This is a genomic window from Pontiella desulfatans, assembly GCF_900890425.1.
GTDB lineage: Bacteria > Verrucomicrobiota > Kiritimatiellia > Kiritimatiellales > Pontiellaceae > Pontiella > Pontiella desulfatans.
Genome location: NZ_CAAHFG010000002.1, coordinates 775902 through 801305 on the forward strand (window position 1 = coordinate 775902; position 25404 = coordinate 801305).

Sequence of the window (25404 nt, forward strand, 5' to 3'; positions counted from 1 at the left end):
TCCCTTGGAGATCGACATGGGACTCGATGGCGTTGAGTTGATCATGGAAACCGAAAATGTCTTTGGTATTCGAATCGAGGATGAAGAGGCGGAGGTTTGCCTGCACCCAAGGGATGTGATCGAACTGGTCTGGTCGAAGGTCAGTCATGCGGATAAAGCCGTGTGCCCATCGCAACGGGCTTTTTGCATTAGCCGCCGGGCATTGGTGGATGTCTTCGGTATTGCAGAGGAGCAGTATTCGGAAGATGCCCGTTTCGTGGAGGATTATGGGGTTTGAGCCTGGTGGATATCGCCCAATCCGAAACGACGGCCGTCGATTTGGATCAGGCGTTTTGGAGCGTCTTCCCAATGGATTCAAAAAGTGTTCGGTGGAGGCCGATGGCCCGTTCCCCTTCATAGCCGGGAGGCCAAAGAATTTTTGGTAGCAGGGGGTCTTCGGAGAACGCTGCACCTAGGCCTTCAAGGGACAGGCGTATGAGCGGGGCAAGATCTTCCACGCCGACCTTCCCGTTGGCCAACCGGGCCATGTTTTCTTCCATCACGTTGCAGTAGTGGGACTGGATTTGCTTCACCCGATCAAAATCCCATGCATCATCAACCACGCGCCGGTTTGGCAATCCAAGCACGGTTCTTGATTCGAACAAATAGGCGAAGGCATCCACCGATGCCGCCTTGACCAAGTCGTCGAATTCGGGGCGAATGTCAATCGGTGTGATCCACACGCTCTGCTGAAGGCATCCCATGTTCAGGCGTTTGAGGAATTGCCTTAATACGTCGCGATACTTGCGGTCGGCTTCGGGAACGTCGTAGACGAAGAGGTACCAAATGCTGTTCCATTTCCTGCTCCACGCCTTTTCCGGGTTGAAATAGTCGGGGAGGCTGCCTTCACCCGCTTCTGTCAATGTAAGTTTGGGGGTTCGTCCTCCCTCGCGGTGGTGAACAAGCAGCCCCTTGTCGCGCAATCGGTAAGTCGCATCCCTATATAGTTTTTGGTTGGGATAGCACGAGCGGTTTAGTACGGCCCAGCCGCCCCTGCTGAGGAACACGGAGGCGACATCCAGCAGTTCGAGTAGCTCCATCGCCATGCGCCGCCTAACGACGGGGAAGCTGATGTCCGGATGATGGAATGTCGCCCATTGCATGCCCGAAGTGTCGTATCTAAATCGACGGCCGTCAAATCAGAAACGACGTTGTGGGTGGAATTGATATGGGGGGTGAGTGGTACTGGTTCACTGCGCGGAGGCGTCCCAAGGCCTGCGGCACAGTTCTTGCGCCTGCTAGGGCTGCAGTGCTATTCGTGCCGCCGGCTTTAGGTCAGCGGTCCGCCGGGTTTGTCGTGGATGATGGTGTCGGTCGGGGCATCGTCCTGCTGCTGGTGGTCGGCCATGTAGTGGAGGCCGCGACTCTCCTTGCGCTGCTTGGCGGAGCGGACGATCAGCTCGGCCACGTCGGCAATGTTGCGTAGCTCCAGCAGGTCGGAGGTGACGAGGTAGTCGCCGTAGTATTGCTTGATTTCCTCGCGCAGGTTGCGGATGCGTCGGCGGGCGCGCGACAGGCGGCGCTCGGTGCGGACAATGCCGACATAGTCCCACATGGCGGTGCGCACTTCGTTCCAGTTGTGCTCCACCACGACCGCTTCGTCGGAGGAGACGGCCTCGCCGCATTTCCATGCGGGGATCGCCACCTCTTCATCGAACTCTTGCCAGACGCGCCCGATTTCGAGCGCGGCTTCGTGCCCGCAAACGAGCGCTTCGAGCAGCGAGTTGCTGGCGAGTCGGTTGGCGCCGTGCAGGCCGGTGCTGGCCACTTCGCCGCAGGCGTAGAGGCCGGGCAGGGCGGTGGTTCCGTTGACTTCCGCCACGACGCCCCCGCAGGAATAGTGCGCGGCGGGCACGACCGGGATCGGGTCGGTGGCCATGTTGATGCCGTAGCGCAGGCAGGCGGCATAGAGGTTGGGGAAGCGCTTTCGCAGGAAGGCTTCGGAACGATGGGTGATGTCGAGATAGACATACGGGTCGCCGTGCTTCTTCATCACGAAGTCGATGGCGCGCGCGGTGACATCGCGCGTGGCGAGCGAGCCGCGGGCGTCGAAATCCTCCATGAAAGCGTGTCCGCGGATGTCCTTGAGCTCGGCGCCTTCGCCGCGTACGGCCTCGGAAATGAGGAACGATTTGGCCTGTGGGTGGTAGAGGCAGGTGGGGTGGAACTGCACGAATTCCATGTTGCGGACCGGTAGGCCGGCGCGCCAGGCCATGGCAACGCCGTCGCCGGTGGCGACATCGGGGTTGGAGGTGTAGGGATAGACCTTGCCGAGGCCGCCGGTGGCCAAGACGGTGCACTTGGCGTTGATCGCGTATATCTCGTCGGTTTTCTTGTTGAGGAAGTAGGCGCCGATGCAGCGGTTTCCTCCGGGATGTTTGATCCAGCCCGTGGTGACGAGGTCGACCGCCATGAGGTTTTCGCGGATGGTGATGTTGGTGTTTTCGCGGGCGCGGGCAATGAGCACCTGCATCATCGATTGCCCGGTAATGTCGCCGGCATGCAGCACGCGCCGATGCGAGTGGCCGCCTTCCTGGCCAAGGTCGTATTCGTTTTCCTTGCCCTTGCGTTTGCGCTGGTCGAACTCGATGCCGAGCTCTTCGAGTTGGGCGATGCGTTCAAGGGCACCCTGGACCACGCGCCTGACCACGTCCGGATCTCCCAGTCCATAGCCGGTTCCGAGCGTATCTTCCATGTGTGCTTCGACCGTGTCTTTCGGGTCGATTACGCAGGCGATGCCGCCTTGGGCATAGAAACTGTTGCACTCGGAGGCCTCGACCTTGCTGGCCACCAGCACGCGCCCGTGTTTGCCGAGCTCGAGCGCGGCGGTGAGTCCGGCCAGGCCAGAGCCAATGATGAGGAAGTCGTATGATTGGGTGTTCATCTTGTAGGAAGGAACGAGTGCCTTATGCCTTTTGCCTGACGTTCTCCTTTTTCTCTTCGGCATCGGCCTTGATTCTGGCGATTTGCTGCTGCCGGGTTTGCAGGATCATGGCCGCCTTGGCTGGATCGGCTTCGGTGGCCAGCTGCTGATCGAACATGATCTCGGTTTCGGCCACCTTGGCCTTCGTTTTCGTGTCGATTTCCGAGAGGGCCGCCTTCTGCCCGTCGGTTAGTTCGTTCGATTCCCCGCCGAGGCGTTCCATGGCCAGATCGTATGCACTTTTCATTCCGCTCATCTTTTCCATTCCTTTCGGGCAAGCAATATACGGTTCGGGGAGCGGAAAAGAAACCGCGAATTCACGTGAATGGGAAAGAGCGGCGCGGCGGGGTTTTAAAGAATATCATTCGTCGGGCAAAATAAACGTTATTAAACATCGCTTGATGAAGAAGGTTTTGGTTCATTCCCAGCTTGCGAAAAAAACCGTGGAGTGAATCTGGGAGGTTCCATGAAGCGTGCGTGTCTGTTTCTTATATGCAATCTATGGATCACAATGCGCCTCTACGCGCAGACGGAGTATGTGCAGGATGGTTCCCCAACGGCGTTGGAGGAAGAGATTCGCTGGTTGCTGAACCGAGGCCGCTACGATTTCGCCGCCGAGAATGCGGCGCGGGGAACCGCCTATGCGGTTGCAGGCGACGGCTCCCCTTCCGCTGGGCCGCTTGCCCCCCACGAGGCGCTCATTCGCTCGGCCCGCCGCCATTCGGAGGACATGGCCCGCCGCAACACGTTCCAACACGACACCTTGTCGAACAGCTTTTACTACGATGCCGCGCTCTATCCTGGGTTCCAGGACCGGATGGAGGTTGAAGGCTATGACTGGGGAACTCCCCGCGAAAATATTGCGGCCTCCCAGAATTTGACCACGGCGCAGATCTATCTCGGATGGTGGAACAGTACCTACCACCGCGAGGATATGTATGTTGAACGGCTTACCGACTTCGGATGCGGCCATTATTATTCCTCTTCCTCAAAGTATTGGCACTACTACACCATGGATCTGGGGAGAACCAGGTCGTACTTCTACACCTTCACCGGCACCCTGTTCTACGATGCCGATCATGATGGAAGGTATGACCAGGGGGAAGGGGTTCCCGGCATCGAGGTAGGCATCGAGGTCAATGGAACGGCAACGGGTTCCTATGATGTTTCCGGGACCGTCGGGAGTTTCGCGATCCCCATCATGGATATTCCCTCTGGCACCGGTGCGGTCGTGCTCCTGCGCAACACCACCGAGGGCATCCGTTCGCTTTCGATTCCACAGGATTACCACAACTTTGAAACCGTAACCCTTGCGCCGGGCGAGTCCGTTGCCTTGGGAGGGTTCACGCGGGTTTCAGGTTCTAGAAACGTTGGTTTCCGCAACCTGAATCCTCTGCCGCCGGAGCCGTCGTGGGCCACCTATGCCTCGGTGGCGACCGACTTCACGGTGTCCTGGAATTCCTCCGCCGACGTGCAGTACCGGATTGAGCGCAGCACCAACCTGGTGGATTGGATTCCCGCCCATGCGGCGTTCTCCAACGGAACCGGTGCCGTGATGACCTTTACTGATGGCGGCGCCTTTGGGCGCGACGCGAACAGCTTCTACCGGATCGTTGCCCGTTGGATGCCTTGAATCAATATGGCTTTATAATTGCTCGAGCGAGAAACCCTTTTTCCTGAGCAGCTCCAGGAGGCCGGTGGGACTCGGCAGATGGCCTGCTCCGACGACCACCATGTAGGTTTCGTCGTCCATGGAGAGTTTGGCGAGGCGATCAATCCAGATTTTGTTTCGTGCGGTGATGAACCGGTTATAGATGTCCGGGTAATCCTTGAAGCCCGAGTTCAGCAGTTCGTCCAGCGTTGCCATGTCGCCCGTCTCCCAGGCGGCGAGCAGTTTTTCAATCTCTTCCTCAACCATTTTCAGGTCTTCGAGGGCGCGGTTGACGAAATCGTCCGGATTGGCATCGGACAGGCTGTCGAACAGGCTGATTTGGTAGTCGATGCTTTCGAGTCCGATAATCTTTTTGTGGTCGGCCTTGGCTTTTTCATAGAAATGCTTATCGAGGCCATGTTCGGCGGCGAGTCCCATTTGCTGCATTTTGACGAGCGTGAGGGTCATGGTGGCGAACCAGGGTTTGAATTGTTGGATTGCGGCGATCGGCAAACCGATTTCGGTGCAGGCGCTTTCCAGGCTTTGGTAGGTGACGGGCTTGAGGACGCTTTGCAGGTTGGCCGGCGGGGCAAGCATGGCCTTGCCCATGATGAGCTGCTGGGTCTTGGGCGACATCATCTCGGCCATGTCCACCTCCAGCACCAGGGCGGTTGAGTTGGAGTAGGCGGCTTCGATGGCCGGGGCCAGGGGATAGTTTTCCGCCTTCAGCACGTGCGACGAGCCTTGCACGTAAAGGGTGCCATTTTTCGATGTTGCCTTCCATAGGCAACTTTTGGCCTGCGCGACGCCCGCCAGGGAAAGTGCGAGAGCCAGGAACGAGGAAACCATGAATGAACGTTTGGTCTGCATTGCTACTCCTTCTGGGGTTTGTGGAACTGTACAGAATTCAAGGTTGCTTGAAAGAAGTATATGGGCTGCGCCGTCGCTGCCGGTTTCGTGTTCGAGTCTTTATATACTTGCCAGACATGTTTCCCTTTCTATAATCCTCTTTATTAAATGAATGGAAATTGAATCAGTAAATCCTGGGAGGGAAAAATGAATACCAATGCAGTAATCATCGCGGAAACATCGGCCGATGCAACACCTATTGCCGAACAGGTCACGGGCATTGCCATCGAATGGGGGTTGAAGATTGTCAGCTTCCTGCTCGTCCTGTTGATCGGGATGTGGATTGCAAAGGCAATCAAGAAGGGTTTCACCCGTGTTATGGAGAAGAAGGGGGTTGATGTCACGCTGACCAAGTTTCTTACCTCCTTGCTCTATGTGGGCTTGCAGGCCTTTGTGATTGTGGCCGCGTTGGAAAAGCTGAACGTCAAAACGGCATCGTTCATTGCCATTCTCGGTGCCGCCGGCCTGGCCGTAGGCCTGGCACTTCAAGGTTCGTTGGCCAACTTTGCCTCGGGCGTGCTGATGATTATCTTCAAGCCCTTTGCCATTGGCGACTTCATTGAAGCGGGCGGTGCCATGGGCGGCGTCAAGGAGATCGGCATCTTCACCACCACGGTCGATTCGCCGGACAATAAACTGATGATTGTCCCCAACGCGCAGATCATGGGCGGCAAGATCACCAACTTCAATGCCAACGGCACACGCCGCGTCGACCTGGTGGCGGGCATAGGCTACGGCGACGACATCGACAAGGCCAAGAGCGTGATTGAAGGCATCCTGGCCGCCGACAAGCGGATCCTAAAAGAGCCGGCCCCGACGGTTGCCGTGGTCGAAATGGCCGATAGCTCCGTCAACATTGTCGTCCGCCCGTGGTGCAGCGGCGCCGACTATTGGGGGGTCTACTTCGACACCACCGAAACGATCAAGAAAACGTTCGACGAACAGGGCATCACCATTCCGTTCCCGCAACGCGACGTGCATATCTACGAGCACAAAGAAGGGTAGTCCGACGATATACGAGGCATATGGGGAAGCCGGGGCGAACTGCTCCGGCTTTCTGCGTTTCGGCACTTTGCAGGGCGCGGGTCTCTGGCTCAGGCCGCCATTCTGTGGCGTTTGCGGTCGCTGTGCCGGGCAATGGCCTGGCGTAGTTTGAAGTGGGCCCCTCCGGCAAGCTTCAGGCAGATGCGATGGCCTTTCCGCGTTTGCAGGATGTAGACCGGGCTGACCGAGCGTCGGTTGGTCAGCAGGAACTGCGGCCAATTGAAGATGAAGTAGACCGGGGAAACCTCCGAGCGGGTGGCCAGCCGCAGATAGTGAACGGCCCCCAAATGGATGCGGAGGTAGGGGATGATGCCGAAAAGGCGCCCCACAATATGGTCGCCGCTCAGTTCGTAGGTGCAGGGAGCGCCGAAGCTCATCGGCGCGAGCTGGTAGGTGGAGATCGTTTTATGCGTCACGCCGGCCACCCAGTTTGTTCTTCATGTCGATATGCGAGCCCCGGTCAAGCCGCATGAAGATTCTGGGTCTGTTTTCTGCCGCCTGCAAGGTGTAGACCGGGCAAAGCTTGCGGCGCGAGGGGAGGAAGCTGAACCAGTTCAGGTGGTTGAGTTTGGTCACGTCCTCAGCGTCGGCCTCCCGAAGATCCATCACTTTGTTGAGCGGAATGGAGTTTAGGGTAATGATGCGAAACAGCTTGGTGGTCAAGGATTCGGCGGTGAGTTGGTAGCTCACGAACAGTCCAACATCCATATCGACGAGATTGAGTGCGCGCTTCTTATTCATGTATGCATATTAGCACACGATGTGCCATGTGGTGCGCGGAGGTCAAAATAGTGGCGAAAGTGCGGCAATTGCAATGTTAGCGGAACGCCGTTTCAATAACAGGTCTTCTCGGTGGTGAGAATCAGCGGTGCTTGAACAGGAGCGAGAACAGATAGGCGAACCCCGCCAGGACAATGATGGTGGCCCCGGCCGGAAGATCGGGTTGGTAGCTCAAGGCAAGGCCGCCGAAGGTGAGCAGGGCGCAAATGCCCGCCGCCAGCGCCATCATCGAACCCATGCGCAGGCAGAAGCGCCCGGCAATGGCGGCGGGCAGGGTCAGCATCACGATCACCATCACAATCCCGACGATCGATACCATCAGCACCACGGTCAGGGCCGTGAGCGCCAGCATCAGGAAATAGAAGAATTGGGTGTTGATGCCCCGCAGGCGGGCGAATTCCTCATCGAAGCAGACCGCCACGAATTGCTTGTGGAACAGCAGGGAGGTGGCAATGATGAAAAGGTCGAGCATCCCGATAATCAGCAGGTCGCGCTGCGTAACCAGCAGAATGTTGCCGAACAGGTAGGCCATCAGGTCTTCGCCATAGCCCGGCGTTTTGGCAATGAACAGGATGCCGGCGGCCATGCCAAGCCCCCAAAAGGCACTAATGACCGTATCGATCCGCTCCTTGGCCTTGATGTTGATCCATCCAATCACAAAGGCGGCCAGCAAGGCGGCAAGCATGGCCCCGAGCATCGGCGTCATGAACGACCAGCCGTGCACCACCTGCATATAGCGGGCGAAACCCATGCCGCCCAGCACGCAGTGGGCAATGCCCCCGGCGAGATAGGTGATGCGCCGGGTAACGACATAGGTGCCGACCACCCCGCAGGAAATACTGGCGAGCCATCCGGCCAGCAGGGCATGCTGCAGAAAGCCATGCTGGAACAGGGCCTGGAAAAAATCAGCCATCACCATGCTCCTGGTCGTGCCGCACCATATGCACGTGTTCGCCATACATGTCGTGGATGATATCCTCGCTGATCTCGCTGACGGGGTGGACGTGCACAACGCGGTTCACGCAGATGACCTTTTCCACGTAGCGCGAAACAAAGCCGACGTCGTGCGAAACCACCACAATCGTCAGCTCCTTGTTGAGTTCCAGCAACAGATCGTAAAGCTCCCGTTCAACATAGTCGTCCAGGCTGGAGGTGGGTTCGTCGAGCAGGAGCAATTTGGGCTCGGTCACCAAGGCCCGGGCAATCAGGACGCGCTGGCACTGTCCGCCGGAGAGCGCGGCCAACGGGCGATGGCTTAGTTTTTCGAGTCCCACCCGTTCCAGCATGTTGCTGGCGATGGCGCGGTCGGTCTTCGAATAGAAACCGAGCCGCCGCGTTTTGCCCAGCCGGCCCATCAGCACCACATCCAGCGCCGTGACCGGAAACTTGGAATCGAGGTGCGAATGCTGTGGAAGATATCCGATCCATTTCCGGCCAAGGATGGGCGTTTCCCCATAGACGGAGGCCGAACCCGCTCGCGGCTCAAGAAGCCCCAGCAGTATTTTAAGCAACGTGGTCTTGCCGCCGCCATTGGGGCCCACAACCGAGACAAACTCACGGTCGCCGATTTCCAGGTTGGCCTTTTCCAGCACGGAGACCGGCCCATAGGAAAAATCCAGGTTTTCAATATGGATGGGTGGCGGATTCATTGTTCCAAGGTTTGGGCAACAGCTTCCGCGATTTGCCGGAGGTTGGCAACAACATCTTCGGCCAGCGGATCCAGCTGGACCACGTTGCCGCCGATGGCATCCGCCACCGCCTGGGCGCTTTCGGCCGGAAACTGCTTCTGTACGAAGACCACCTTCACTCCATCCACCTGCGCCTGCTCGATCAGGTCGGCGAGCTGGCGCGGCGCGGGCGACTTGCCATCCAGCTCGATCGGAACCTGTGTCAGGCCGTATCGGTCGGCAAAATAGCCGAACGAGGGGTGGAACACATAGAAGCGGCTTCCGTTGAACGGGGCGAGACGGGTTTCGAGGTCTTCATCCAGTTGCTTCAAGGTTTGGACCAGTTTTGCGTGGCGGTCATCGTTGTTTTTTGCGAGCGCATTGAACATGCAGGTGGCAATCCGTTCGGCGTTTTGCGGACTCAGCCAAACATGCGGGTCTTTTGCGCCATGGTCGTTCGTGCATTGGTGGCCGGCATGCTCATGCGGCATCGAGCGTTTTTCAATGGCCGAGTCGGTTTCGACAATACGGAGTTTCGGATAGATCGGTTTAATCTTCTTGAGCAGGGCCTCTTCGAACGGGACGCCGATGGTGAAAAGCATACCGGCCTCTCCAAGGGCCGCCAGCTGGCGGGCGGTCGGTTCGTAGGCATGGGGGGATTGGCCCTCGCCAAGCAGCGTCCGGATTTCCAGATCGTTTCCCGCAATCTCCTTCAGCAGCCCAGCCATGGGGGGTATGCTCACGAAAACCATTGGTTTTCCAGTGGTGTCCGGGGTCGGGTCTTCCGCGCATCCGAAGAGCAGCAGGGCGGTTAATAGTAAAATAGTACCTTTCATGTCCTGTATAAATGGCCTAGCCCGTTTCAAATGTCAACAATGCCGCCCGTAATTCGTCGGGCGGGTTCGAAATGCACAACCGCTTGTTGCGGCCGGTTTCCCCCGAAAGGATTTCAATGCTGGTTCGCGGAATCTTCCAGAGTTTCGAAAGGAACTTGATGAGGTAGGCATTGGCCTTGCCCTCCACCGGCGGGGCCTGGATGCGCACCTTCAGCGCATCGCCCATCACTCCGGCAATGCCATCCTTCGAGGCGCGCGGTACCGCGCGCACATTCAGGATAAGGCATCCATCTTTTTCCTCGAAACAGGGCATGGCTATTCCGGTTCAGGGATGAGTTCCTTCAGCTTTGCCAGAAGGTTCGGAAGTTCATCGTTAACGACATTCCAGATGACATCAAAGTTTGCCCCGAAATAGTCGTGAATCAGTTTATCCCGCATTCCGGTAATATTCTTCCACGGAATGTTTCCATGGGCCGAGCGAAAGTCGGTTCCAATGTTTTTTACCGCTTCTCCAAGGATTTCGATGTTGCGGGTGACGGCATCCTGCGTTTTGTGATCGCGAAGAAAGGCATCGTAATGCATGCCATCGCAATATTGAATTGCCCGTTCTGCGGCTTCAACCATATCCAGTAAAGAGGTTCGCAGGGATCGTTTAGACATAGGTGACGGAATTTTCGATGCTTTTGATGATTTCCGGTTGGCGTATGCTGCGCAATCCTTCAGGCGTGAGGATATCGATTGATCGGTTTACCGAATTCTCCAGTTTTTCAGCAAACTCCACGAATCGCAGGCCAATAGGTTTATCGAACTCTACAAGGACATCCAGGTCGCTTTCGTCCGAAGAAGTCCCGGACGAAAACGAACCAAAGATGCCCAGCGATTTTACGCCGAATTCTCCACGAAGTTCGGGCAATAATCCTCTCAGTAGTTCGATCATGTCCTGTTTGTTTTGCATGGTCCGAGAGTACCCGCAATGGAATGGTGGGTCTATGCTTTCGTTGAGGTTTTTTCCCGATTCCTTGCCGGATGGATCGGGCTGCAGGCTTTCGCAAGCTGAACCTCGACACCGCTTTCATAAAAGGGGCATATTGATGCCACGAAACAGAATCTGGCAAAGGAATAACAAATGGCGGACAGACGATTTAACAAGGTGGCAGTCTTGAAGGGCGGGATCTCTTCGGAGCGCGAGGTGTCGTTGAAGTCCGGCGCGGCGATCGCGCAGGGCTTGCGCGACGGCGGCTACGACGTCAGCGAGATCGACATTGAAACCAAGGATTTCTCGCTTCCCGCCGGCATCGAGGCGGTCTTTATTGCCCTGCATGGCCAGTTTGGCGAAGACGGCGAAATCCAGCAGCGGTTGGTTGATCTCGGCATGCCCTTCACCGGTTCCGGCGCCGAATCCAGCCGGGTTTCGTTCGATAAGGTTCTGACGCGCGAGTGCCTAATCGCCAACGGTATTCCTGTCGCAAAAGGTGAAGTCATCACCAAGTCGGCCGCCCGCACCCTCCCCGTACCGCTCGTGGTCAAGCCGCCGCGCGAAGGTTCGAGCGTCGGGTGCCATCTGGTTTTCGAAGAGGAGCAGTGGGGCGCCGCCTTTGCCGATGCCGCGCAATATTCCGCCGACGTGCTGGTCGAGGAATATATTCCCGGACGCGAGCTGACCGTCGGCGTGGTCGATGGCCAGGTGCTGCCGGTGGTTGAAATCAAGCCCAAGACCCCGTGGTACGACTTCAAGGCCAAATACATTACCGGCGACACCACCTACGTCTGTCCCGCCGAGCTCGATCCCGATCTGGCAGCCGAGCTGCAGTCCATCGCCCTCCGAACGTTCGACTGCCTCGGGGCCGAGGGCTTCGGCCGCGTCGATTTCCGCCTCTCGCCCGAAAACAAGCCCTACGTGCTCGAGCTCAACGCCATCCCCGGTTTCACCGCCACCAGCCTCCTGCCCAAGGCCGCGCAAGCCGCCGGAATCGGTTTTTCCAAGCTTTGTTGTCGAATCATGGAATGGGCTCATCTATAGTGTTGCGATTGATTCAAGGGTGTAGGAATGGCCGCGCGGAAGAAGACGACAACACGAAAAAAAGCACAGTATGTGCGGGCGAAAAAGCGCGGCGGTGGCGGGTCGGCGCTGATGGCCCAGCGCACGGTGGTGCTGACGATTGCCTGCTGCCTGCTGCTGGCCCTGCTTGTTGGGGTCGTGATGGGCTTCCGTTGGGTCAACCGCAAGCTCTATGCCGAAAACCAGCGTTTCGAAATCCAGAACCTGCTGATTTCCTGCAATGGCAAGCTGACGGAGGAATACATCCGCGAGATGTCCGGCCTGAGCGAGGGCATGAACCTGTTCGAATGCAGCTTCAAGGAGATCGAAGGCAAGTTGCTGGAGGTTTCGATGATCGAGTCGGTCTACCTTGAGCGCAAGTTGCCGAACACGATGATTGTCAAGGTCAAGGAGCGCGTGCCGGTGGCGCAGATCATCGGTCGCCAGGCCACCCGGTACCCGTTCATGGTGGATCGCTACGGGTATGTGATGCCGCATCGGCGCAAGCTGGCGACGCTACCGGTCATCAAGGGGCTCGACATCGACCTGGGGCTGGGGCAGCCGGCCAGCCATAGCGATGTGGAAACCGCGTTGAAGATCGTTGCGATGTGCGAAAGCAGCACCTATCTGCACACCTTTGTTCCGCTGGAAAGCATCGACCTGCAGTATTCCGACTATGTCTACCTCTACCTGAAAAACGGCGTGCGCGCAAAAATCCCGCGCTTCTCGCTCGAGCCCCGTCTCCATAAGCTCGCCTCGGTCATCAAGATCGAAACCGGCCGGGGGCTGAAGGTGAAGACCGTCGATGTCACCCTCGATACGGCCAAGGTGCCTGTAACCTACTATTGATCTTGGAGAAGCATGGCGCTCGAAGCTACGGCAGTTTTGGAAATCGGAACCAGCACCGTCCGCGTAATCGTGGGGGAGCTGCGCGATGACGGTTTTGTGTCGGTCGTCGGGATTGGCGAAGCCGAGTCGCGCGGCATCCGCAAGGGCGAAATCATCAACCGCGACGACGCGATCGCCTGTGTCCGCAAGGCCATCAAGGCGGCCGAGGAAAACCGCCGCAAGGGGATCCAGTCGATCATGCTCGTCACCTCCGGCGGGCAGGCGCTCGCCAAGAAAAGCACCGGCATGCACAAGTTGGTCGATCCGTCCGATAACCAGCTGGCCGAGGTTGTTGAGGAGGACGTCGACGAAGTCGTCGAGCTGGCCCGCAAGGTGGCGCTTCCCGAAAACCGCATGAAGCTGCATACCTTGCAGCAATATTTCCAGATCGACGACTCCATGAACGTCACCAACCCCATCGGAATGGCCGGCGAGGAACTGCGCGTCGACATGCTCACGATCCATGGCAAGCGGAGCGCGGTCGATAACTTCCGGAAGATTGTCGACGATGTGCCGATCACCTGTTCCGATGCCGTCTTCAGCGGCCTTTGCTCCGCCATCGCCGTGGTGAACGACGAGCAGAAGAAAGCCGGGGTGCTCGTCATCGATATCGGCGGGGGCACCACCGACTTTGCCCTCTATCACGACGGCTTCCTCCAGGCGGCCGGTTCCTTCGCGGTCGGGGGCGACCACGTGAGCAACGATATTGCCGTGGGCTTGCAGATTCCCCTGGCCGCCGCCGAGAGCGTCAAGAAGAAGGACGGCAGCGCCCTGACCAACCTGATGGAGCGCGACCACAATATTTCCATTCCGAGCTCAACGCAGGGATTTGGCGGGAAGATGGTCCGTGCGGTGACGCTCAACACGATCATCAACGCCCGCATGGAGGAAATCTTCACCCTCGTGAAGGAGCAGGTGGATCTTCAGTGCCCGAATGTTCCGCTCAGCGCCGGCGTGCTGCTGGTGGGCGGCGGCGCCTTCCTCAATGGGGCGCGCGATCTTGGGCAAAAGGTTTTCAACGTTCCCTGCATGTACGGGAAACCGTCCGATGTCCACGGGCTCTCCTCCGCGAAGGAGGCGCCGCTCTATGCCTGCCATGTCGGGGCCATCCGCTATGCCGCCTCCCTGCGGACCGTCGAAGAAAAACCGCCGCTGGGCAAGCGGTTGCTGCAGCTGTTCTGGGGAGGTGCCCATGAGTGAGCCCGCCAAGGCTGATGGCCGCGGCATCGCCGCGCCCCGCATGTTGGTGATGGGGGTCGGCAGCAGCGGTGTGCGGGCTGTTGCCGCCATGCGCCAACTCAACCCGGGCCTGGATGCCGTGGTGATCGATACCGACACGAAGGTGCTGGAAGCCACCTCGATGGATCGCGTGATCCACGTCGGGGCAACCGTTACCCGCGGCTTCAGTTCCGGTGGCGACGTTGAACTCGGTCGCCAGTCGATTGAAAAGGATTCCTCCAGCATCCGGAACCAGCTGCGGCTGGTGGATCTGCTGGTCATCGTGACCGGGCTTGGAGGGGGAACCGGTTCCGGCGCCGTGCCGGTCATAACCCGGATCGCGCGCGAGGCCGGTTCGCTCGTGTTGGTGATGGCGGGCATGCCTTTCGCCTTCGAAGGCCGTAAAGTCGCCCGGGTTGCGGAGGAGGCGCTGAAGCGAATCCGAACCCATGCCGACGCCATCATCCGTATTTCCAACGAACGGTTGGTCGACCGGTCCGATGCCGAGCTTCCGGCCGAGCAAGCCTATGCCCGCAGCCATCAGGTGATGATGGACGGCATCTGCGGGATCTGGCGCTTGTTGACGAAAAACGGCGTCTGCGGTCTGGACTTTTCCTGCCTGCACACCATGTTGCGCAACTGCGATGGCTATTGCCATTTCGCCAGCGCGGAAGGCTCCGGCGACACCCGGGCGACGCGGGTTGCGGAAGGGTTGGCCAAGCATCGGTTGCTCAACAAGGGCAAGCTGCTGGAGGCGTCCGAAGGGGTTGTGGTTAGCCTCACCGGCGGGCACGACCTGAAGCTGAGTGAAATCGAAGCGGTGATGAACCGTTTGCAGGAGTTGCTGCCGGAGGAGATCTGGCTGAATTTCGGCGTTGTGGTCGACCCTGCTTTCGAAGGGCGCATTTCCGCCATCGCACTGGTGGCCGAGCACTGGAAGGAGCCGCTGGTGGACGATGCCAACCGGCAGATGGGCTTCAGCTTCAACCGGCGCCAGGGTCTGCAACAGGGCGAGCTTCCGCTCGAAACCGCCGGGAAGGGCGAATTCACCTACGTCGATCCAACCATCCATAACAACCAGGATCTCGACGTCCCCGCCTATATCCGCCGCGACATCAAGTTGCCGAGGTAGGGTTGGAGGGGCGGGTTCCACCCCGCCCTAAACCAGTCGAGCGGTGGCCCGGGTGGAACCGGGCCCTCCATCTATTGCATAAAGAAATTGGTGGCGCGCTCGGTGCCGATGGTGGTGTCTTCGCCGTGTCCGGGGAAAACGAGCACGTCGTCGGGCAGCTGCTTGAGCTTGTTGAGCGATTCCTTGAGCTGGCGCGGGTTCCCGCCCGGCAGGTCGGTGCGGCCGCATGATCCCTTGAAAAGCGTGTCGCCGGCAATCAGGATTCCGGGCTCCGGAAACAGGATGCAGCAGCCTCCGGGGGTATGGCCGGGGGTCTCGATGCACTGGAACCGGATGCCGGAAAACTCCCAATCCTTCGCGCTTTCGAGCGGCATGGGGGTGTCGATTCGGGGGCGCGCCGGGACGGGATAGTAGGGGGCGATCTGGTTCGCGGAATCGAAGGCCCAGGCCCAGTCGTTGGAATGCATGGCCACCGGGGCCGGCAAGTTGGCATGCAGCGCGGCCAAGGCGTTGATGTGGTCGGCATGGGCGTGGGTGCAGACATAGGCGGCAACGGTAAGCCCGAGCTTGCCCAGGCGCTGCTCAATCACCTCCGCGTCATCGCCGGGGTCGAGCACAATGGCCTGCTTCGCGTCGTTGTGGACGATGTAGCAGATTTCCTGGAAGGCGCCGGTGGGAATGGCCTCGATATGCATCTATTTTTTCCCCGCGTTCGGCTTTTTGGTATAGGCGCAGTGAATCAGCATGTTGCCGCCGAGCTTGCCGGTGTTGTTGCCCACGGGCTTCACGTTGAGGGTGCGCACATCGTAGCGAACGCCTTGCTGCTGGAGCTCCGCCAGGAAATCGACCATGGCTTCCAGGTCGCTCTGCCACGTGCAGTTGATGGCCAGCTCGAAGAGGTCGCCAATGGGTTTCTCGCTGCGGGGCTGGTTGCGGGTGATGTCCATGCCGTGCTTGTCGGAGATTTGCTTGATCGTTTTCATCAGCTCGGGCGCAACCGACTTTTGCTTGGTGTCGAACACGCGCAGGCCTTTCTGCAGCTCGTTCAATTCGCCGAGCCAGTCTTCCTGCATCTTGATCGCCTTCTGGTTGAAGCTGATCTGCCGTTCCAGTTTTTCAATCTCGGTCGCCTTGGCCTTGTATTCGTCCATCTTGTTGCTGACGATGTACCAGGTCAGCCAAGCCAGCCCTGCGGCGAGCGTCGCAACGCCCAGGATCATTTCGCGTTGGGAAATCTTCATTATTCGGCCTCCTTCGTCGGGAAGGGGAGGGTCACGGAGTACACTGCGCGCCTGACGCCCTTCGTCGTTTTGGTGCTGACCGAAACATCCTTGGTGCCGTCGAACAGGGCCGACTTGTTCAGCGCGGAGAAATAGTCGTTGGCCAGGTCGTCGCTGCGGGCGGTGCCGCGAAGGGAGATGGCCTTGCCCTTGGTGTAGTTGAAGCTCACGAATTCAATGTCGCCGATCGGGAGCAGGCGGGTGACTTCGCGCAGGGTCTCAAGCGAGGAGTCGGAGCGGTCGGTGTATTCCTTGAGCGCCTGGAGCTTTTGCCGGTTTTGCAAGGCTTGTTCCGCCGCCGGGCGGATCGCCTCGGCATCGGCCTGGATGCCGGCGAGCTGTACGTCGCGCACCTTGTAGATGCCGAAGAACACCAGCAGCACCATCACCCAAATGGCGGCGATGCCGGCCGAAATGATGGTGAATTTCTTGCGCAGTTGCTTGCGCTGTTCGTGCTCGATCCATTCGCGCGGGATCAGCTCGATGCGGTTTTCGGCGTGCAGGGCGCGCTCGACGATGCCTTGGGACAGCGGGGGGAGCATCCCGAGATCGTGGTGCTCCACCCGGATGCCCGACTTTTCCGACAGCTTGGTGAGGAGTGCGTCGGGAATCTCGCCAAAGCTCCAGAACTGGATAACCGATGGCGTTTCCAGTTCGTGTTCGGTATCGAGCATGGTGAGGGTGTAGCCGATCTCGTAGACGAGTTCCTCGACCACGTTCATGTCGCCGGTATCCTCCTGGAGCGAGCGGAAGGCGATGGGGATGCCCTCGTTCATGACGGTGAGGGAAAAATCGATTTGATCGTCGATGATCAGGATTTCGCATCCGCGATCCCGCAATTGTTCCTTGCCCCGCAGGAGCTCGAGCCAGCCGAGGATCCGGGCGTCGATGCTGTGGATGCGCACCCCTTTTTTCTCGAAGGTGTCTCCGATGGCATCGATGCACGCGCGTTTGGCGCCGGCCATCAGGACGTCGGCACTTTCGCCGTTGTCTCGCAGGATTTCGTGGGCAATCGCAAGCTGGTCGATGGGGAAGGGGGAAACCTTGTCGATCTGGAAGCCGACCATGTTGGCGATTTCGGAAGGATCGGAGGTGGGGAACTCCATGGTGCGCATGAGCAGCTCGGAGGTGCGCAGCGCCGCGGTAACATCGCCAGCGAGATGCTCGATGAGCTGCTCGGGCAGTTGGATGGCCGCAATCGACTCTTCCAGGTTTTCCTCGGGGAGGGCAACGGCGTGCGCGCGTTGCTCAACGAGTTCGTTGCCATCCTGCTTGATCTTCAGGGTGGTCCATTCGATGCCGTCCGGGGTGCGGCATGCTGCTGTGATGATCTTATCGCGTATTCGCATTGTTCTTGACCGGTCCTTCGTTCCAATAGACCACTACCGAGTCCTTGTCTTTGAGCGCAACAATGCACTCGATCTGGTATTGGTTGCCGAATATATCTCCAACAGACGTTACCTTTACGAAAGTACTTTGCAATTTAAATTTGTTTCCATCGGCCCCCACGTCGCCGAGGCTCTTGATGCCATCGTCGAGCGTGTCTTTCTCGCCATCCTCGCCCATGCGGGCCTCGAACACGCTTTCAAGCTCCCAATCCTCGTATTCGGAGTAGCTTAGCAAGACATCGGCCGTGGCCGAATTCAGGTTCACCTTGCCGTCGCCCCAGACCGTCAGCTTGTCGGCGATGCCGATGATTTCGTCGCCCTCCTCGTCGGCGGAGCGGCCATAGAGGATGTCCGGCCCCCAGTTCTTGATGAGCAGCAGCTCCTCGACGCTGTCGAGCGGGCCGTTTTTCACGGGATAGCCCCGTTCCTCGTAGAACTCGTCGTCCGACTCGGCGCCGTTGAGGCCATGCAGGTCGTTTTCGTCCTTCCAGTCCTCGAGGCAGTCGATCATGGCATCCCAGTCGGAGGAGGGGACATTGGCGAACTCGAGCATATCCATCCATTGTTCGCGCGTCAGCAGGTTGACGTTGCGGCCGTTTTCCGCCGGTTCGACGGTGACGGTAAACTTGCCGCCATCTTCGAATTCAATGGTGGACGGGGCGGGGAGGCCGCGCTGGATGTAGAGGGCGGCCTGCATGAAACCGTCCTTGTCCTCGTCCATGTCCTCGATTTCCATCTCCTTGGCGTCTTTGTGCGCGTCGAGCAGGGCTCGGCCATATTCAAGGCCGGAGCGGGCCATCATTTCGGCCCGGTATTTCTTGCGCTTGTGCGAAACCAGCATGGCCTCCAGCTGCACCTCGAACGCAAACGAACCTACGATCAGCGAAAGGATGATGAGCACCCAAAGCGCCACCAGTAGCGCGGCGCCTTCCTTTTTTCGGTTGGAGCGAGGGTTCGTCATCGTTTGTTCGAGTTGATGATGGTGGTGTTTTTGGCGCCTCCGGAGGTGGAGGTGGTGCCTGAGTTGCCAGATGTGATGGAGGGGCCCGCAAGCTTTTCCTTGACCGATTTGGCCACCGGAATTTCGACCGTGCGGGAAAATTCGATGGGTTCCTCCTTTTCATCGGAGGATGCCACGAAGATCGTCAGCAGGATCCGCTCGGGGATGGAGTTTTCCGGTTCCCATTCCTCCGTCCAGTCCTCGGACTCCTCGTCCCAGAACATGATTTCCAGCCCTTGGATAACGCGGGAGACGAGGATGGGGTCGACGTCGTATTCATCCTCGAACTCCTCGTCGTCGGCGATGGCCGGCATGGCCACGGCAAACAGGGCCTGTTCGCCCCCCTCGTCGTCGATGTAGAGTTTAACCCGGTGCGGCCCTTCCGCAAAGGGCGAGTCGGCCGGCATGAAGGCGGAGCTGGAGGTCACGAAGCTGATCATGTCGGCCGGCAGGCCGCCGGACGAGCCTTTGTCGAACTTGAAGGCGTAGGTCTTGCGCGGATTGTAGAAATAGATGGTGGAATTCACGGCCGCCATGAGCTGCCCCATCGCAAAGTCGCCATGCTTGATGCCGTCGATCACCTCTGAACCGCGCTTCCATCCCCGGATGGTTCCGCTGAACGCCTGGAACGCCATCGACATCGCGATGGTCAGAATAATCATCGCCACCATCAGCTCCAGCAGGGTGAATCCACACTTGGCCTTATTCAGTTGGTTCGTTTCAGGTTTCACGTTTCAATCTAGTTTCCCTTGACCGAGCTCGTTACGCTTTCCGCATCGGGGGCATATTTGAAAACGGTGATTGCCTCGAAGGCGTCGCGGCCCTTTTCCGACCACTGGATGCGGGTTGTCACCTCGAAAAGGCCGGGGCGCTCCTCTTCATCGACCATCAGGATTTCCCGGAACCAGGTATACCCCTCGACATCATCGAAATCGCCATCCTCGGTCATTTCATCCATATCGACGCTTTCGATCGGATTCTCGATGTCCACCCGCTGGATCAATCCGCGCGCCACATCGCGGTTGCGCGCGGTGCGCACCACCGAAAGGCACCGAGCCATGGCCACCATCATCGACGAAACGCCGACGCTGAGGATAATCAGGGCAATCAGCACTTCAATCAGCGTCAGCCCTCTTTTGGATGCAGGTGGTTTTTTCATAAAGCAGATGCGAATAATCCCAGTTCGCCGCAGTTAAATAAAGACAAACATACCCGCTTTTTATTGCCTTCCAATCCCGACTTTAATGGGCGGGCGGGACGGGGCGGACATAGGGTGCGGGAACGGGGTTGCCGTGGTGGGGGAAGGGTGTGGTCCGTAATTGGCTCGACCGGTGGGGTGGATTGCGCTTTTTTATGCACAACGGAGCCTCTTGCAAAACCCTTCGAGTTTGCGAGGCGGTTTGTTAAAAGTTATTGGTTATTGGGCTAAACCGATGGTTGCGTACGACGTGTCCTGATAACCAATAACCAGTACCTGATAACTGGAACGGCAAAACCAGAGGTTTTGCAAGTTCCTCAACGTATTACTTTTTAAAAATGACCGTCTTCATCTCCATTTTGTTCTGGTTCGGCATCGCTTTCATGGTGGATGGGGCGTGTGGCCTGCTTTTCCAGGAAAAGTGGCAGAAGCTGGTGGCCGGGCTCAATATCCAGCGTTTGGCATTGATTGAAATCGGCGTATCCCTGGCCTTGCTCGCCGCCCACTATATCTTGCTCAATGGCGGAGGCTGATGCGCCTTTTTTTGGAGGGCGGGCCATCCCTGCAACAGGGGCGATGCGGCGGGGTTGGACACAAGCACCGCCTACGGGTACCACCCCAGCGGAAAGCTCGCCACCCGCACCTGGAGCCGTACCGCAGGCGTCCCGCCTGCCCCGTGGGGTAGGCTTTCCAGCCTGCCCAGCCCGGCCATGAGCAGGCAAGAAAGCCCGCTCCACATTTGGAGGGCGAGGTTCCATCCGAGCCGCTCGTGGAGGGGCGGACGCTGTCCGCCCGGGCGCACGGCGTGCGCCCCTCCAGCAACGATTCCATCCGAGCCGCCCGCCGCACCGGATCGTGATTCGCCGCAAACCTCCTTCGCCAAGGCTACGGCGGTCAAGTATCGCGCAGGGAAACGCAAGGACGGGGCGGAAAGAAATTATGGAGTGCGGCGGGAACTGAAAGGCCACGCCGCTTTAAAAACCGGTGCGGACGGTTTTGGTTGGCCACACAATTGAGATGCAATTGCGCGCATAGCACAAAGACCACCGCCAGGCTCTTCATCCCTATATGAACTTTACTTGAATGGTCTCACCACTGAGGACCTAGCGCGGCATAGCCGCAACCAAATTGTTTAGAACCACTGATGAACACCGAAGACACAGATTTTTTTTTACCACAGAGAACTCAGAGGCACAGAGCACCCTAATCCTCTGAGCCTCAGTGTCCTCTAGCGCAGCGGGTGGTGAAAACTTGTCAGGAAAACAAGAAATTGACGGATAGTAGTACGAAGGCACAGAGGAGCGGGAATGTTCAATTGCTCTGTGTCTCGGTGACCTCTGTGGTAAAAAAAATCTGTTTAATTGGGTATGATTCACACCAAAGCGGCTTCGCAGTAGAAAAAATGACAGAACAATTGGGACAGAATGATTTCCTTTATGCCGTAACCATGAATCATTTTGTCCTAATTATTCTGTCAAAAAAATTGCACGATTTGCTTAACCGCGAATGAACACGAATTTCCCCTGCGTCCGCACCGGAAATAGTCCTGTTATAAATCGTCCTGTAAAATCTCTCCGTCCGCACCGAGAATCATTTTGCAAAAATCCTGCCCAGCCCGGCCATGAGCAGGCAAGAAAGCCCGCTCCACATATTGGAGGGCGAGGTTCCATCCGAGCCGCCCGTGGAGGGGCGGACGCCGTCCGCCCGGGCGCACGGCGTGCGCCCCTCCAGCAACGATTCCACCCGATCCGCCCGCCGCACCGGATCGTTATTCGCCGCAAACTTCCTTCGCCAAGGCTCCGGCGGTCAAGTATCGCGCTGGGAAACGCAAGGACGGTGCGGGCGGATTATTTGACAGAATGATTTGGTGGCAGAATAATTTTGCGGCGCAGCCGCCCTGGAGCAACAGTGCTTAACAGCAACCTAAATTTCAGCATTTTTAACGGCGGAGTTGGCGGCGATGAGCAACTTTCTCATGACCGCCGTAAGCGCGACCATTTTGGGGCGGTGGTTTTCATTTACCAGACGCTGGTAGAACTCGCGCAGAACGGGGTTGTATGTCCTGGCGTTCATGGCAGCCATGTACAGACAGGAGCGCAGCCTGCGCCTTCCTCCGCAGACATGCCGTCTGCCGGACTTGCCCCCGCTGTCCCGGTTGAAGGGAGCGAGTCCCGCCAGCGACGCGATCTCCCTGCGCGAAAGCGTGCCGATCTCGGGGAGATGGGCGAGCAGTGTCACCGCATTGACGATGCCCAGACCTTTGATGGACTGGATGCACTTGGCCTTCTTCGTCATGGTTGCGTCTTCGGCAAGGGTGTCAGTGATTTTCGCTTCGATTTTCTCGAGCTGCTTTTCAAGCCATTTGAGGTGCTGTTTGATCAGTCTGATCATCTCCGGCTCGTCGGCGGTTCCCAAGCGGTTCTTCTCGGCCGTATGCATGTCGCTCAGGTGCACCCTTCGGTCAACGAGAGCGGTGAGCCTACGCTGCGCAGAGGAAGGCTTCTTGGACGGCTTGGGCTCGGTGTGCGACGCAAAGTCGCAAATCATCCGCGCGTCGATCGGGTCGGTCTTGGCGATCTGCCCCATGCCCAGCGCGAAGTGCCGGACACGCGACGGGTTCACGATGCTCGCGGTGCCGTCGGCGGCCATCACCATCCAGGCGGCCATGCGTTCGTAGCCTCCCGTGGACTCGAAGACATAGTGGGCGTTGCCCGCCCAGTTCATAAGCGCCGTGGCACCCTCGCAGGTGTTGTCGAAGCGCCGCGCTGTTTTTCCATTGAAGGCGTCCAGATGCTTCTTGGAAACATCGACGCCGCAGTATACTTTTTCCATGTTCATATTTGCTCCTACTTGCTAATGCGAGCTCGCTCGTACGGCTCATGCAACAGTTCGAGTTCAATATGGCAACCATCCGGCGGATCCGGGCTCCAGGACGTTCGCCCAAGGCGAACCAGTGCGCGACGATCTCACCGGACGGGAACCTCTCCCGGCTGGCCGGCCGGGGGAGGCACTCCTCTACGAGGATTGCACAACCCCTTTCACGGGAAAAAGGATTTCTCCGACGCTATAGAAATTCATTCTCAAAATCCTTTTTCCCTACCTGTTTTGAGTTGGTTGGAAAACATACAAGTGCGCCGACGGCGTCGGCGCTTTCCGTTGTGCGGGCGGTTGAGGAGTTAAAAGACGGCCTGCCATGGGAGTTGAATGCCGAAATGACGAATTAGGCGGCCTGACCCTTTTTCTCGCAAGCCGAGAGCCGCCCTTCCCAGTCGTAGGCCGCCGGCCAGTCCAGTTCCGTCATTTCCAGAAACAGGATTCTGAGTGCGTAAATGACTTGGCGCAACTGCCAGACCTTAAAACCGGGCGTTCTGCCTAACACATCGAGATAGGAATCGAGATAGGCAGAAGACACAGCGTTCAGTTTAAGCCCGTCCAGCCCATAAACGAACTCCTGCGCACGCCGCACATGCCACTCAGCATTTCGGCCGGAGACCCCGTATTTGGCGAGCTTCTCGGCATACTTGCCCCAGAACACCTGCTCTTTGCCCGACATTTTTCTTTTCACATGCTCTTTAGCCATGCATTCTACCTATCACATAAAAAAAGGCCTGTTAAGGAAATAAATAGGCAGATGCCGTTTCTGCCTAATCAACTGTTCGATTGAATAATGAAAAATAATACTAAACTAATCTTTTGGGCGGCATTAATTCTCTTGCTCGTAAGCTGTACGCATTTTCCTTCATCCGAAGAGAATGAGCAGAAGTCTTCTACTGAAGATTTCACAGACGTCGCGCATGCGCTTGCTGTTTTTCAAGGCCCAGGCTCCGGCTTGAACGACAGCATTAAGGCAAAAAATTATCTGATAGAACATTCAGAAGAGTCCATCGATCCTCTATTAGAAATCGTAAAGACCAGAGATTACTCATGGCAGACGGCTGGTCATGCCTTGGCGAAGACTAAAAATGAAAAGGTTCTCTACACGTTTATAGAGTTACTTGCCGACAATCATTTTGAAACAGAGGCAGACGGCTCCCGCAGGCTGTTTGCGAAAGGGGTTTCCTATGGAGGAAACATTGCTAAATTTTTAGGAAAAATGGGAGATGAAAGAGCGATCCAAGCTCTGAGGGATGCCGTTGATCAAGGCGACCATCAAGTCAGGTGGGCCGCAATAAAAGCCCTGTACTATCTGGGTGACCTCTCAATGGATCAGCTTTTTGAGATGGGAATAAATGAAGGATACCATTCTACCGGAACTGTTATTTTAGGTATCGCTTATGATGACAAATACTCTGATCCCGCTTATATCCTGACTGTTCTTGACCGTTTTATCGAAACTTTTCCTGAAGAGGAGTTCGAAGTAAGCTTAGCTCATGGGTATAAGGCGTACTGCTATGACTATCTTGGACAATATCCAGAAGCCTTGAGAGAGATCGACGTAGTCTTCGAGAGGCAGGGATACCTATCGTCACCGACCAAAAAGCACAAAGAGCGAATCTGGAACAAGATGATCGCGCCCCCCACCGCGACATGGAGCTATGTAAACGCCTGTGAAGGCGATGCTGAATGTAGCCTAAGCTTGAATATACTGTTTAAAACAAATGAGGTGAAAGTCTCCACCGCCTATACGTCTTTCTTTAAACCACACAACTATTCCGACACAGGATCGAACAGCACGCATACTTTATCCCAATTCCCAATTGAAACGGGCAACCCACAATCGAATGGTGACAATGAGACACTTGAGAAATCTCATTCATCTTTTTGCGTATCGGGTATTACTGAAACCGGTGTCGTTGTTCGAGTGGAGTTTGAATGCAGCTCGATAGAGGATGAGATTAGCTGCGATGTTGATCATAGCGTCCTTATTCCCTTTGGAGGAACCGGTCGCTGTAAAAAGGACGACGTACTATATCGATGGAAATGGGAGAATCTAAAAACGCGTCAGAGTCCCCATTTTATCGCACCTATAGATGTACTGGTTGTTCCAGAAAAAAAGACCCCGGTTGATGAAAAAGATAAAGCGACAGGACTCAAGCTTGTTGGTAGGTGGAAGGCAGTATTTGAGCCAAATATTCAAGTTATACACTGGTTTAAAGCCAATGGGGAGCATGTCCATGAAATGTTGGGCGGTGACATGAAGATAGACGGGGTTTGGGAGGTCGTGGGAGATACGCTGCGAATCAAATCAGGTGATATAGTGCTGCTGGGATCTAAACAGAAAAGCTCTACAACCTGGGTGGAACACAAAATCATCCATCTTTCAAAAGAAGAACTTCACACGCAACTGGAAGGTCGTCCTGTGGTCAAATATGTCAGGATGAAATGAGTGAAAAACCACTAATAGAAAAGAAAATTCGAACCAGATCCTAGACCCTACTTGGACAACGCCCGTTTTGAAGGCAACGTCTATTTC

At 57.2% G+C, this 25404-nt stretch carries 31 protein-coding genes; 9 read left to right on the plus strand and 22 right to left on the minus strand.

The genetic code is table 11. The features are described 5' to 3' along the window. Positions 1-16: 16 nt before the first annotated feature. Positions 17-277, plus strand: coding sequence for an acyl carrier protein (locus E9954_RS33085; RefSeq protein WP_222847237.1), 261 nt, complete (start codon positions 17-19; stop codon positions 275-277). A gap of 46 nt (positions 278-323) precedes the next feature. Here E9954_RS33085 and E9954_RS18865 read toward each other — a convergent pair whose 3' ends face one another. The 3 genes from E9954_RS18865 to E9954_RS18875 form a co-directional block, all read right to left on the minus strand. Then, on the minus strand, positions 324-1142 hold the full coding sequence (locus E9954_RS18865) for a hypothetical protein (protein ID WP_136080837.1): 819 nt from the start codon (positions 1140-1142) through the stop codon (positions 324-326). 167 nt (positions 1143-1309) lie between these two features. Further along, positions 1310-2923, minus strand: coding sequence for an L-aspartate oxidase (nadB, locus tag E9954_RS18870; RefSeq protein WP_136080838.1), 1614 nt, complete (start codon positions 2921-2923; stop codon positions 1310-1312). Between the two features lie 22 nt (positions 2924-2945). Next, a complete protein-coding gene (locus tag E9954_RS18875; protein ID WP_222847238.1) occupies positions 2946-3218 on the minus strand; it encodes a hypothetical protein in 273 nt (90 codons plus the stop codon). A 210-nt stretch (positions 3219-3428) separates the two neighbouring features. Between E9954_RS18875 and E9954_RS18880 the strand changes: the two genes are divergently transcribed. After that, on the plus strand, positions 3429-4595 hold the full coding sequence (locus E9954_RS18880) for a CAP domain-containing protein (RefSeq protein ID WP_136080839.1): 1167 nt from the start codon (positions 3429-3431) through the stop codon (positions 4593-4595). Positions 4596-4607: 12 nt separating this feature from the next. Here the strand turns inward: E9954_RS18880 and E9954_RS18885 are convergent, their stop codons facing one another. Beyond that, complete coding sequence (locus E9954_RS18885; RefSeq protein ID WP_136080840.1) at positions 4608-5483, minus strand: TraB/GumN family protein; 876 nt, start codon at positions 5481-5483, stop codon at positions 4608-4610. A 186-nt stretch (positions 5484-5669) separates the two neighbouring features. Here E9954_RS18885 and E9954_RS18890 point away from each other — a divergent pair, with 186 nt between their 5' ends. Next, the gene (locus tag E9954_RS18890; RefSeq protein ID WP_136080841.1) at positions 5670-6527 is read left to right on the plus strand and encodes a mechanosensitive ion channel family protein; all 858 of its coding nucleotides are present in this window, start codon (positions 5670-5672) and stop codon (positions 6525-6527) included. 89 nt (positions 6528-6616) lie between these two features. Here E9954_RS18890 and E9954_RS18895 read toward each other — a convergent pair whose 3' ends face one another. The 8 genes from E9954_RS18895 to E9954_RS18930 form a co-directional block, all read right to left on the minus strand. Continuing rightward, a complete protein-coding gene (locus E9954_RS18895; protein ID WP_136080842.1) occupies positions 6617-6982 on the minus strand; it encodes a hypothetical protein in 366 nt (121 codons plus the stop codon). Beyond that, positions 6972-7307 (minus strand): hypothetical protein, encoded by a 336-nt coding sequence (locus E9954_RS18900; protein WP_136080843.1) that lies wholly within the window; start codon positions 7305-7307, stop codon positions 6972-6974. Before E9954_RS18900 ends, E9954_RS18895 begins: the two co-directional genes overlap by 11 nt. A gap of 121 nt (positions 7308-7428) precedes the next feature. Continuing rightward, positions 7429-8259 carry a metal ABC transporter permease gene (locus E9954_RS18905; RefSeq protein WP_136080844.1) on the minus strand — a complete coding sequence of 277 codons (831 nt, stop codon included), beginning with the start codon at positions 8257-8259 and terminating at the stop codon, positions 7429-7431. Beyond that, positions 8252-8995, minus strand: coding sequence for a metal ABC transporter ATP-binding protein (locus tag E9954_RS18910; RefSeq protein ID WP_136080845.1), 744 nt, complete (start codon positions 8993-8995; stop codon positions 8252-8254). The genes E9954_RS18905 and E9954_RS18910 overlap by 8 nt, the downstream gene beginning before the upstream one ends. Next, positions 8992-9849, minus strand: a complete 858-nt coding sequence (locus E9954_RS18915; protein ID WP_136080846.1) for a metal ABC transporter solute-binding protein, Zn/Mn family — start codon at positions 9847-9849, stop codon at positions 8992-8994. Before E9954_RS18915 ends, E9954_RS18910 begins: the two co-directional genes overlap by 4 nt. A 16-nt stretch (positions 9850-9865) precedes the next feature. Further along, the gene (locus tag E9954_RS18920) at positions 9866-10162 is read right to left on the minus strand and encodes a DUF167 domain-containing protein (protein WP_136080847.1); all 297 of its coding nucleotides are present in this window, start codon (positions 10160-10162) and stop codon (positions 9866-9868) included. Positions 10163-10164: 2 nt separating this feature from the next. Continuing rightward, a complete protein-coding gene (locus E9954_RS18925; RefSeq protein ID WP_136080848.1) occupies positions 10165-10509 on the minus strand; it encodes a HepT-like ribonuclease domain-containing protein in 345 nt (114 codons plus the stop codon). Next, positions 10502-10804, minus strand: coding sequence for a nucleotidyltransferase family protein (locus E9954_RS18930; protein ID WP_136080849.1), 303 nt, complete (start codon positions 10802-10804; stop codon positions 10502-10504). The genes E9954_RS18925 and E9954_RS18930 overlap by 8 nt, the downstream gene beginning before the upstream one ends. Positions 10805-10975: 171 nt before the next feature. Here E9954_RS18930 and E9954_RS18935 point away from each other — a divergent pair, with 171 nt between their 5' ends. From E9954_RS18935 to E9954_RS18950, 4 genes are read left to right on the plus strand one after another with little or no spacing between them, the layout of a single operon-like run. Next, the gene (locus E9954_RS18935; protein ID WP_136080850.1) at positions 10976-11869 is read left to right on the plus strand and encodes a D-alanine--D-alanine ligase; all 894 of its coding nucleotides are present in this window, start codon (positions 10976-10978) and stop codon (positions 11867-11869) included. A gap of 27 nt (positions 11870-11896) precedes the next feature. Further along, the gene (locus E9954_RS18940; RefSeq protein WP_136080851.1) at positions 11897-12736 is read left to right on the plus strand and encodes a cell division protein FtsQ/DivIB; all 840 of its coding nucleotides are present in this window, start codon (positions 11897-11899) and stop codon (positions 12734-12736) included. A gap of 12 nt (positions 12737-12748) precedes the next feature. Further along, a complete protein-coding gene (ftsA, locus tag E9954_RS18945) occupies positions 12749-13975 on the plus strand; it encodes a cell division protein FtsA (protein WP_136080852.1) in 1227 nt (408 codons plus the stop codon). Next, complete coding sequence (locus E9954_RS18950) at positions 13968-15125, plus strand: cell division protein FtsZ (RefSeq protein WP_168442400.1); 1158 nt, start codon at positions 13968-13970, stop codon at positions 15123-15125. Before ftsA ends, E9954_RS18950 begins: the two co-directional genes overlap by 8 nt. 71 nt (positions 15126-15196) lie before the next feature. Here E9954_RS18950 and E9954_RS18955 read toward each other — a convergent pair whose 3' ends face one another. From E9954_RS18955 to E9954_RS18980, 6 genes are read right to left on the minus strand one after another with little or no spacing between them, the layout of a single operon-like run. Then, entirely contained in the window at positions 15197-15820 is a 624-nt protein-coding gene (locus tag E9954_RS18955; RefSeq protein ID WP_136080854.1) for an MBL fold metallo-hydrolase, read from the minus strand. Next, a complete protein-coding gene (locus tag E9954_RS18960; protein ID WP_136080855.1) occupies positions 15821-16366 on the minus strand; it encodes a hypothetical protein in 546 nt (181 codons plus the stop codon). Then, positions 16366-17754, minus strand: a complete 1389-nt coding sequence (locus E9954_RS18965) for a PilN domain-containing protein (protein ID WP_136080856.1) — start codon at positions 17752-17754, stop codon at positions 16366-16368. Before E9954_RS18965 ends, E9954_RS18960 begins: the two co-directional genes overlap by 1 nt. Then, positions 17738-18754: a type II secretion system minor pseudopilin gene (locus E9954_RS18970; protein ID WP_136080857.1), complete on the minus strand. Its 1017-nt coding sequence runs from the start codon at positions 18752-18754 to the stop codon at positions 17738-17740. The genes E9954_RS18965 and E9954_RS18970 overlap by 17 nt, the downstream gene beginning before the upstream one ends. Further along, complete coding sequence (locus tag E9954_RS18975) at positions 18751-19524, minus strand: PulJ/GspJ family protein (RefSeq protein WP_136080858.1); 774 nt, start codon at positions 19522-19524, stop codon at positions 18751-18753. Before E9954_RS18975 ends, E9954_RS18970 begins: the two co-directional genes overlap by 4 nt. An 8-nt stretch (positions 19525-19532) precedes the next feature. Beyond that, complete coding sequence (locus E9954_RS18980; protein WP_136080859.1) at positions 19533-19952, minus strand: prepilin-type N-terminal cleavage/methylation domain-containing protein; 420 nt, start codon at positions 19950-19952, stop codon at positions 19533-19535. 377 nt (positions 19953-20329) lie between these two features. Here E9954_RS18980 and E9954_RS18985 point away from each other — a divergent pair, with 377 nt between their 5' ends. Continuing rightward, complete coding sequence (locus E9954_RS18985; protein WP_136080860.1) at positions 20330-20524, plus strand: hypothetical protein; 195 nt, start codon at positions 20330-20332, stop codon at positions 20522-20524. 71 nt (positions 20525-20595) lie between these two features. Here E9954_RS18985 and E9954_RS18990 read toward each other — a convergent pair whose 3' ends face one another. The 4 genes from E9954_RS18990 to E9954_RS19000 form a co-directional block, all read right to left on the minus strand. After that, on the minus strand, positions 20596-20889 hold the full coding sequence (locus E9954_RS18990; RefSeq protein WP_136080861.1) for a hypothetical protein: 294 nt from the start codon (positions 20887-20889) through the stop codon (positions 20596-20598). A gap of 692 nt (positions 20890-21581) precedes the next feature. Next, a complete protein-coding gene (locus E9954_RS32650; protein ID WP_168442401.1) occupies positions 21582-21734 on the minus strand; it encodes a hypothetical protein in 153 nt (50 codons plus the stop codon). 180 nt (positions 21735-21914) lie between these two features. Then, positions 21915-22829, minus strand: coding sequence for an IS110 family RNA-guided transposase (locus E9954_RS18995; protein WP_136078668.1), 915 nt, complete (start codon positions 22827-22829; stop codon positions 21915-21917). Between the two features lie 382 nt (positions 22830-23211). After that, positions 23212-23571, minus strand: a complete 360-nt coding sequence (locus E9954_RS19000) for a hypothetical protein (RefSeq protein ID WP_136080862.1) — start codon at positions 23569-23571, stop codon at positions 23212-23214. Positions 23572-23658: 87 nt separating this feature from the next. Here E9954_RS19000 and E9954_RS19005 point away from each other — a divergent pair, with 87 nt between their 5' ends. Beyond that, positions 23659-25317 (plus strand): HEAT repeat domain-containing protein, encoded by a 1659-nt coding sequence (locus E9954_RS19005; RefSeq protein ID WP_136080863.1) that lies wholly within the window; start codon positions 23659-23661, stop codon positions 25315-25317. Positions 25318-25404 lie beyond the last annotated feature (87 nt).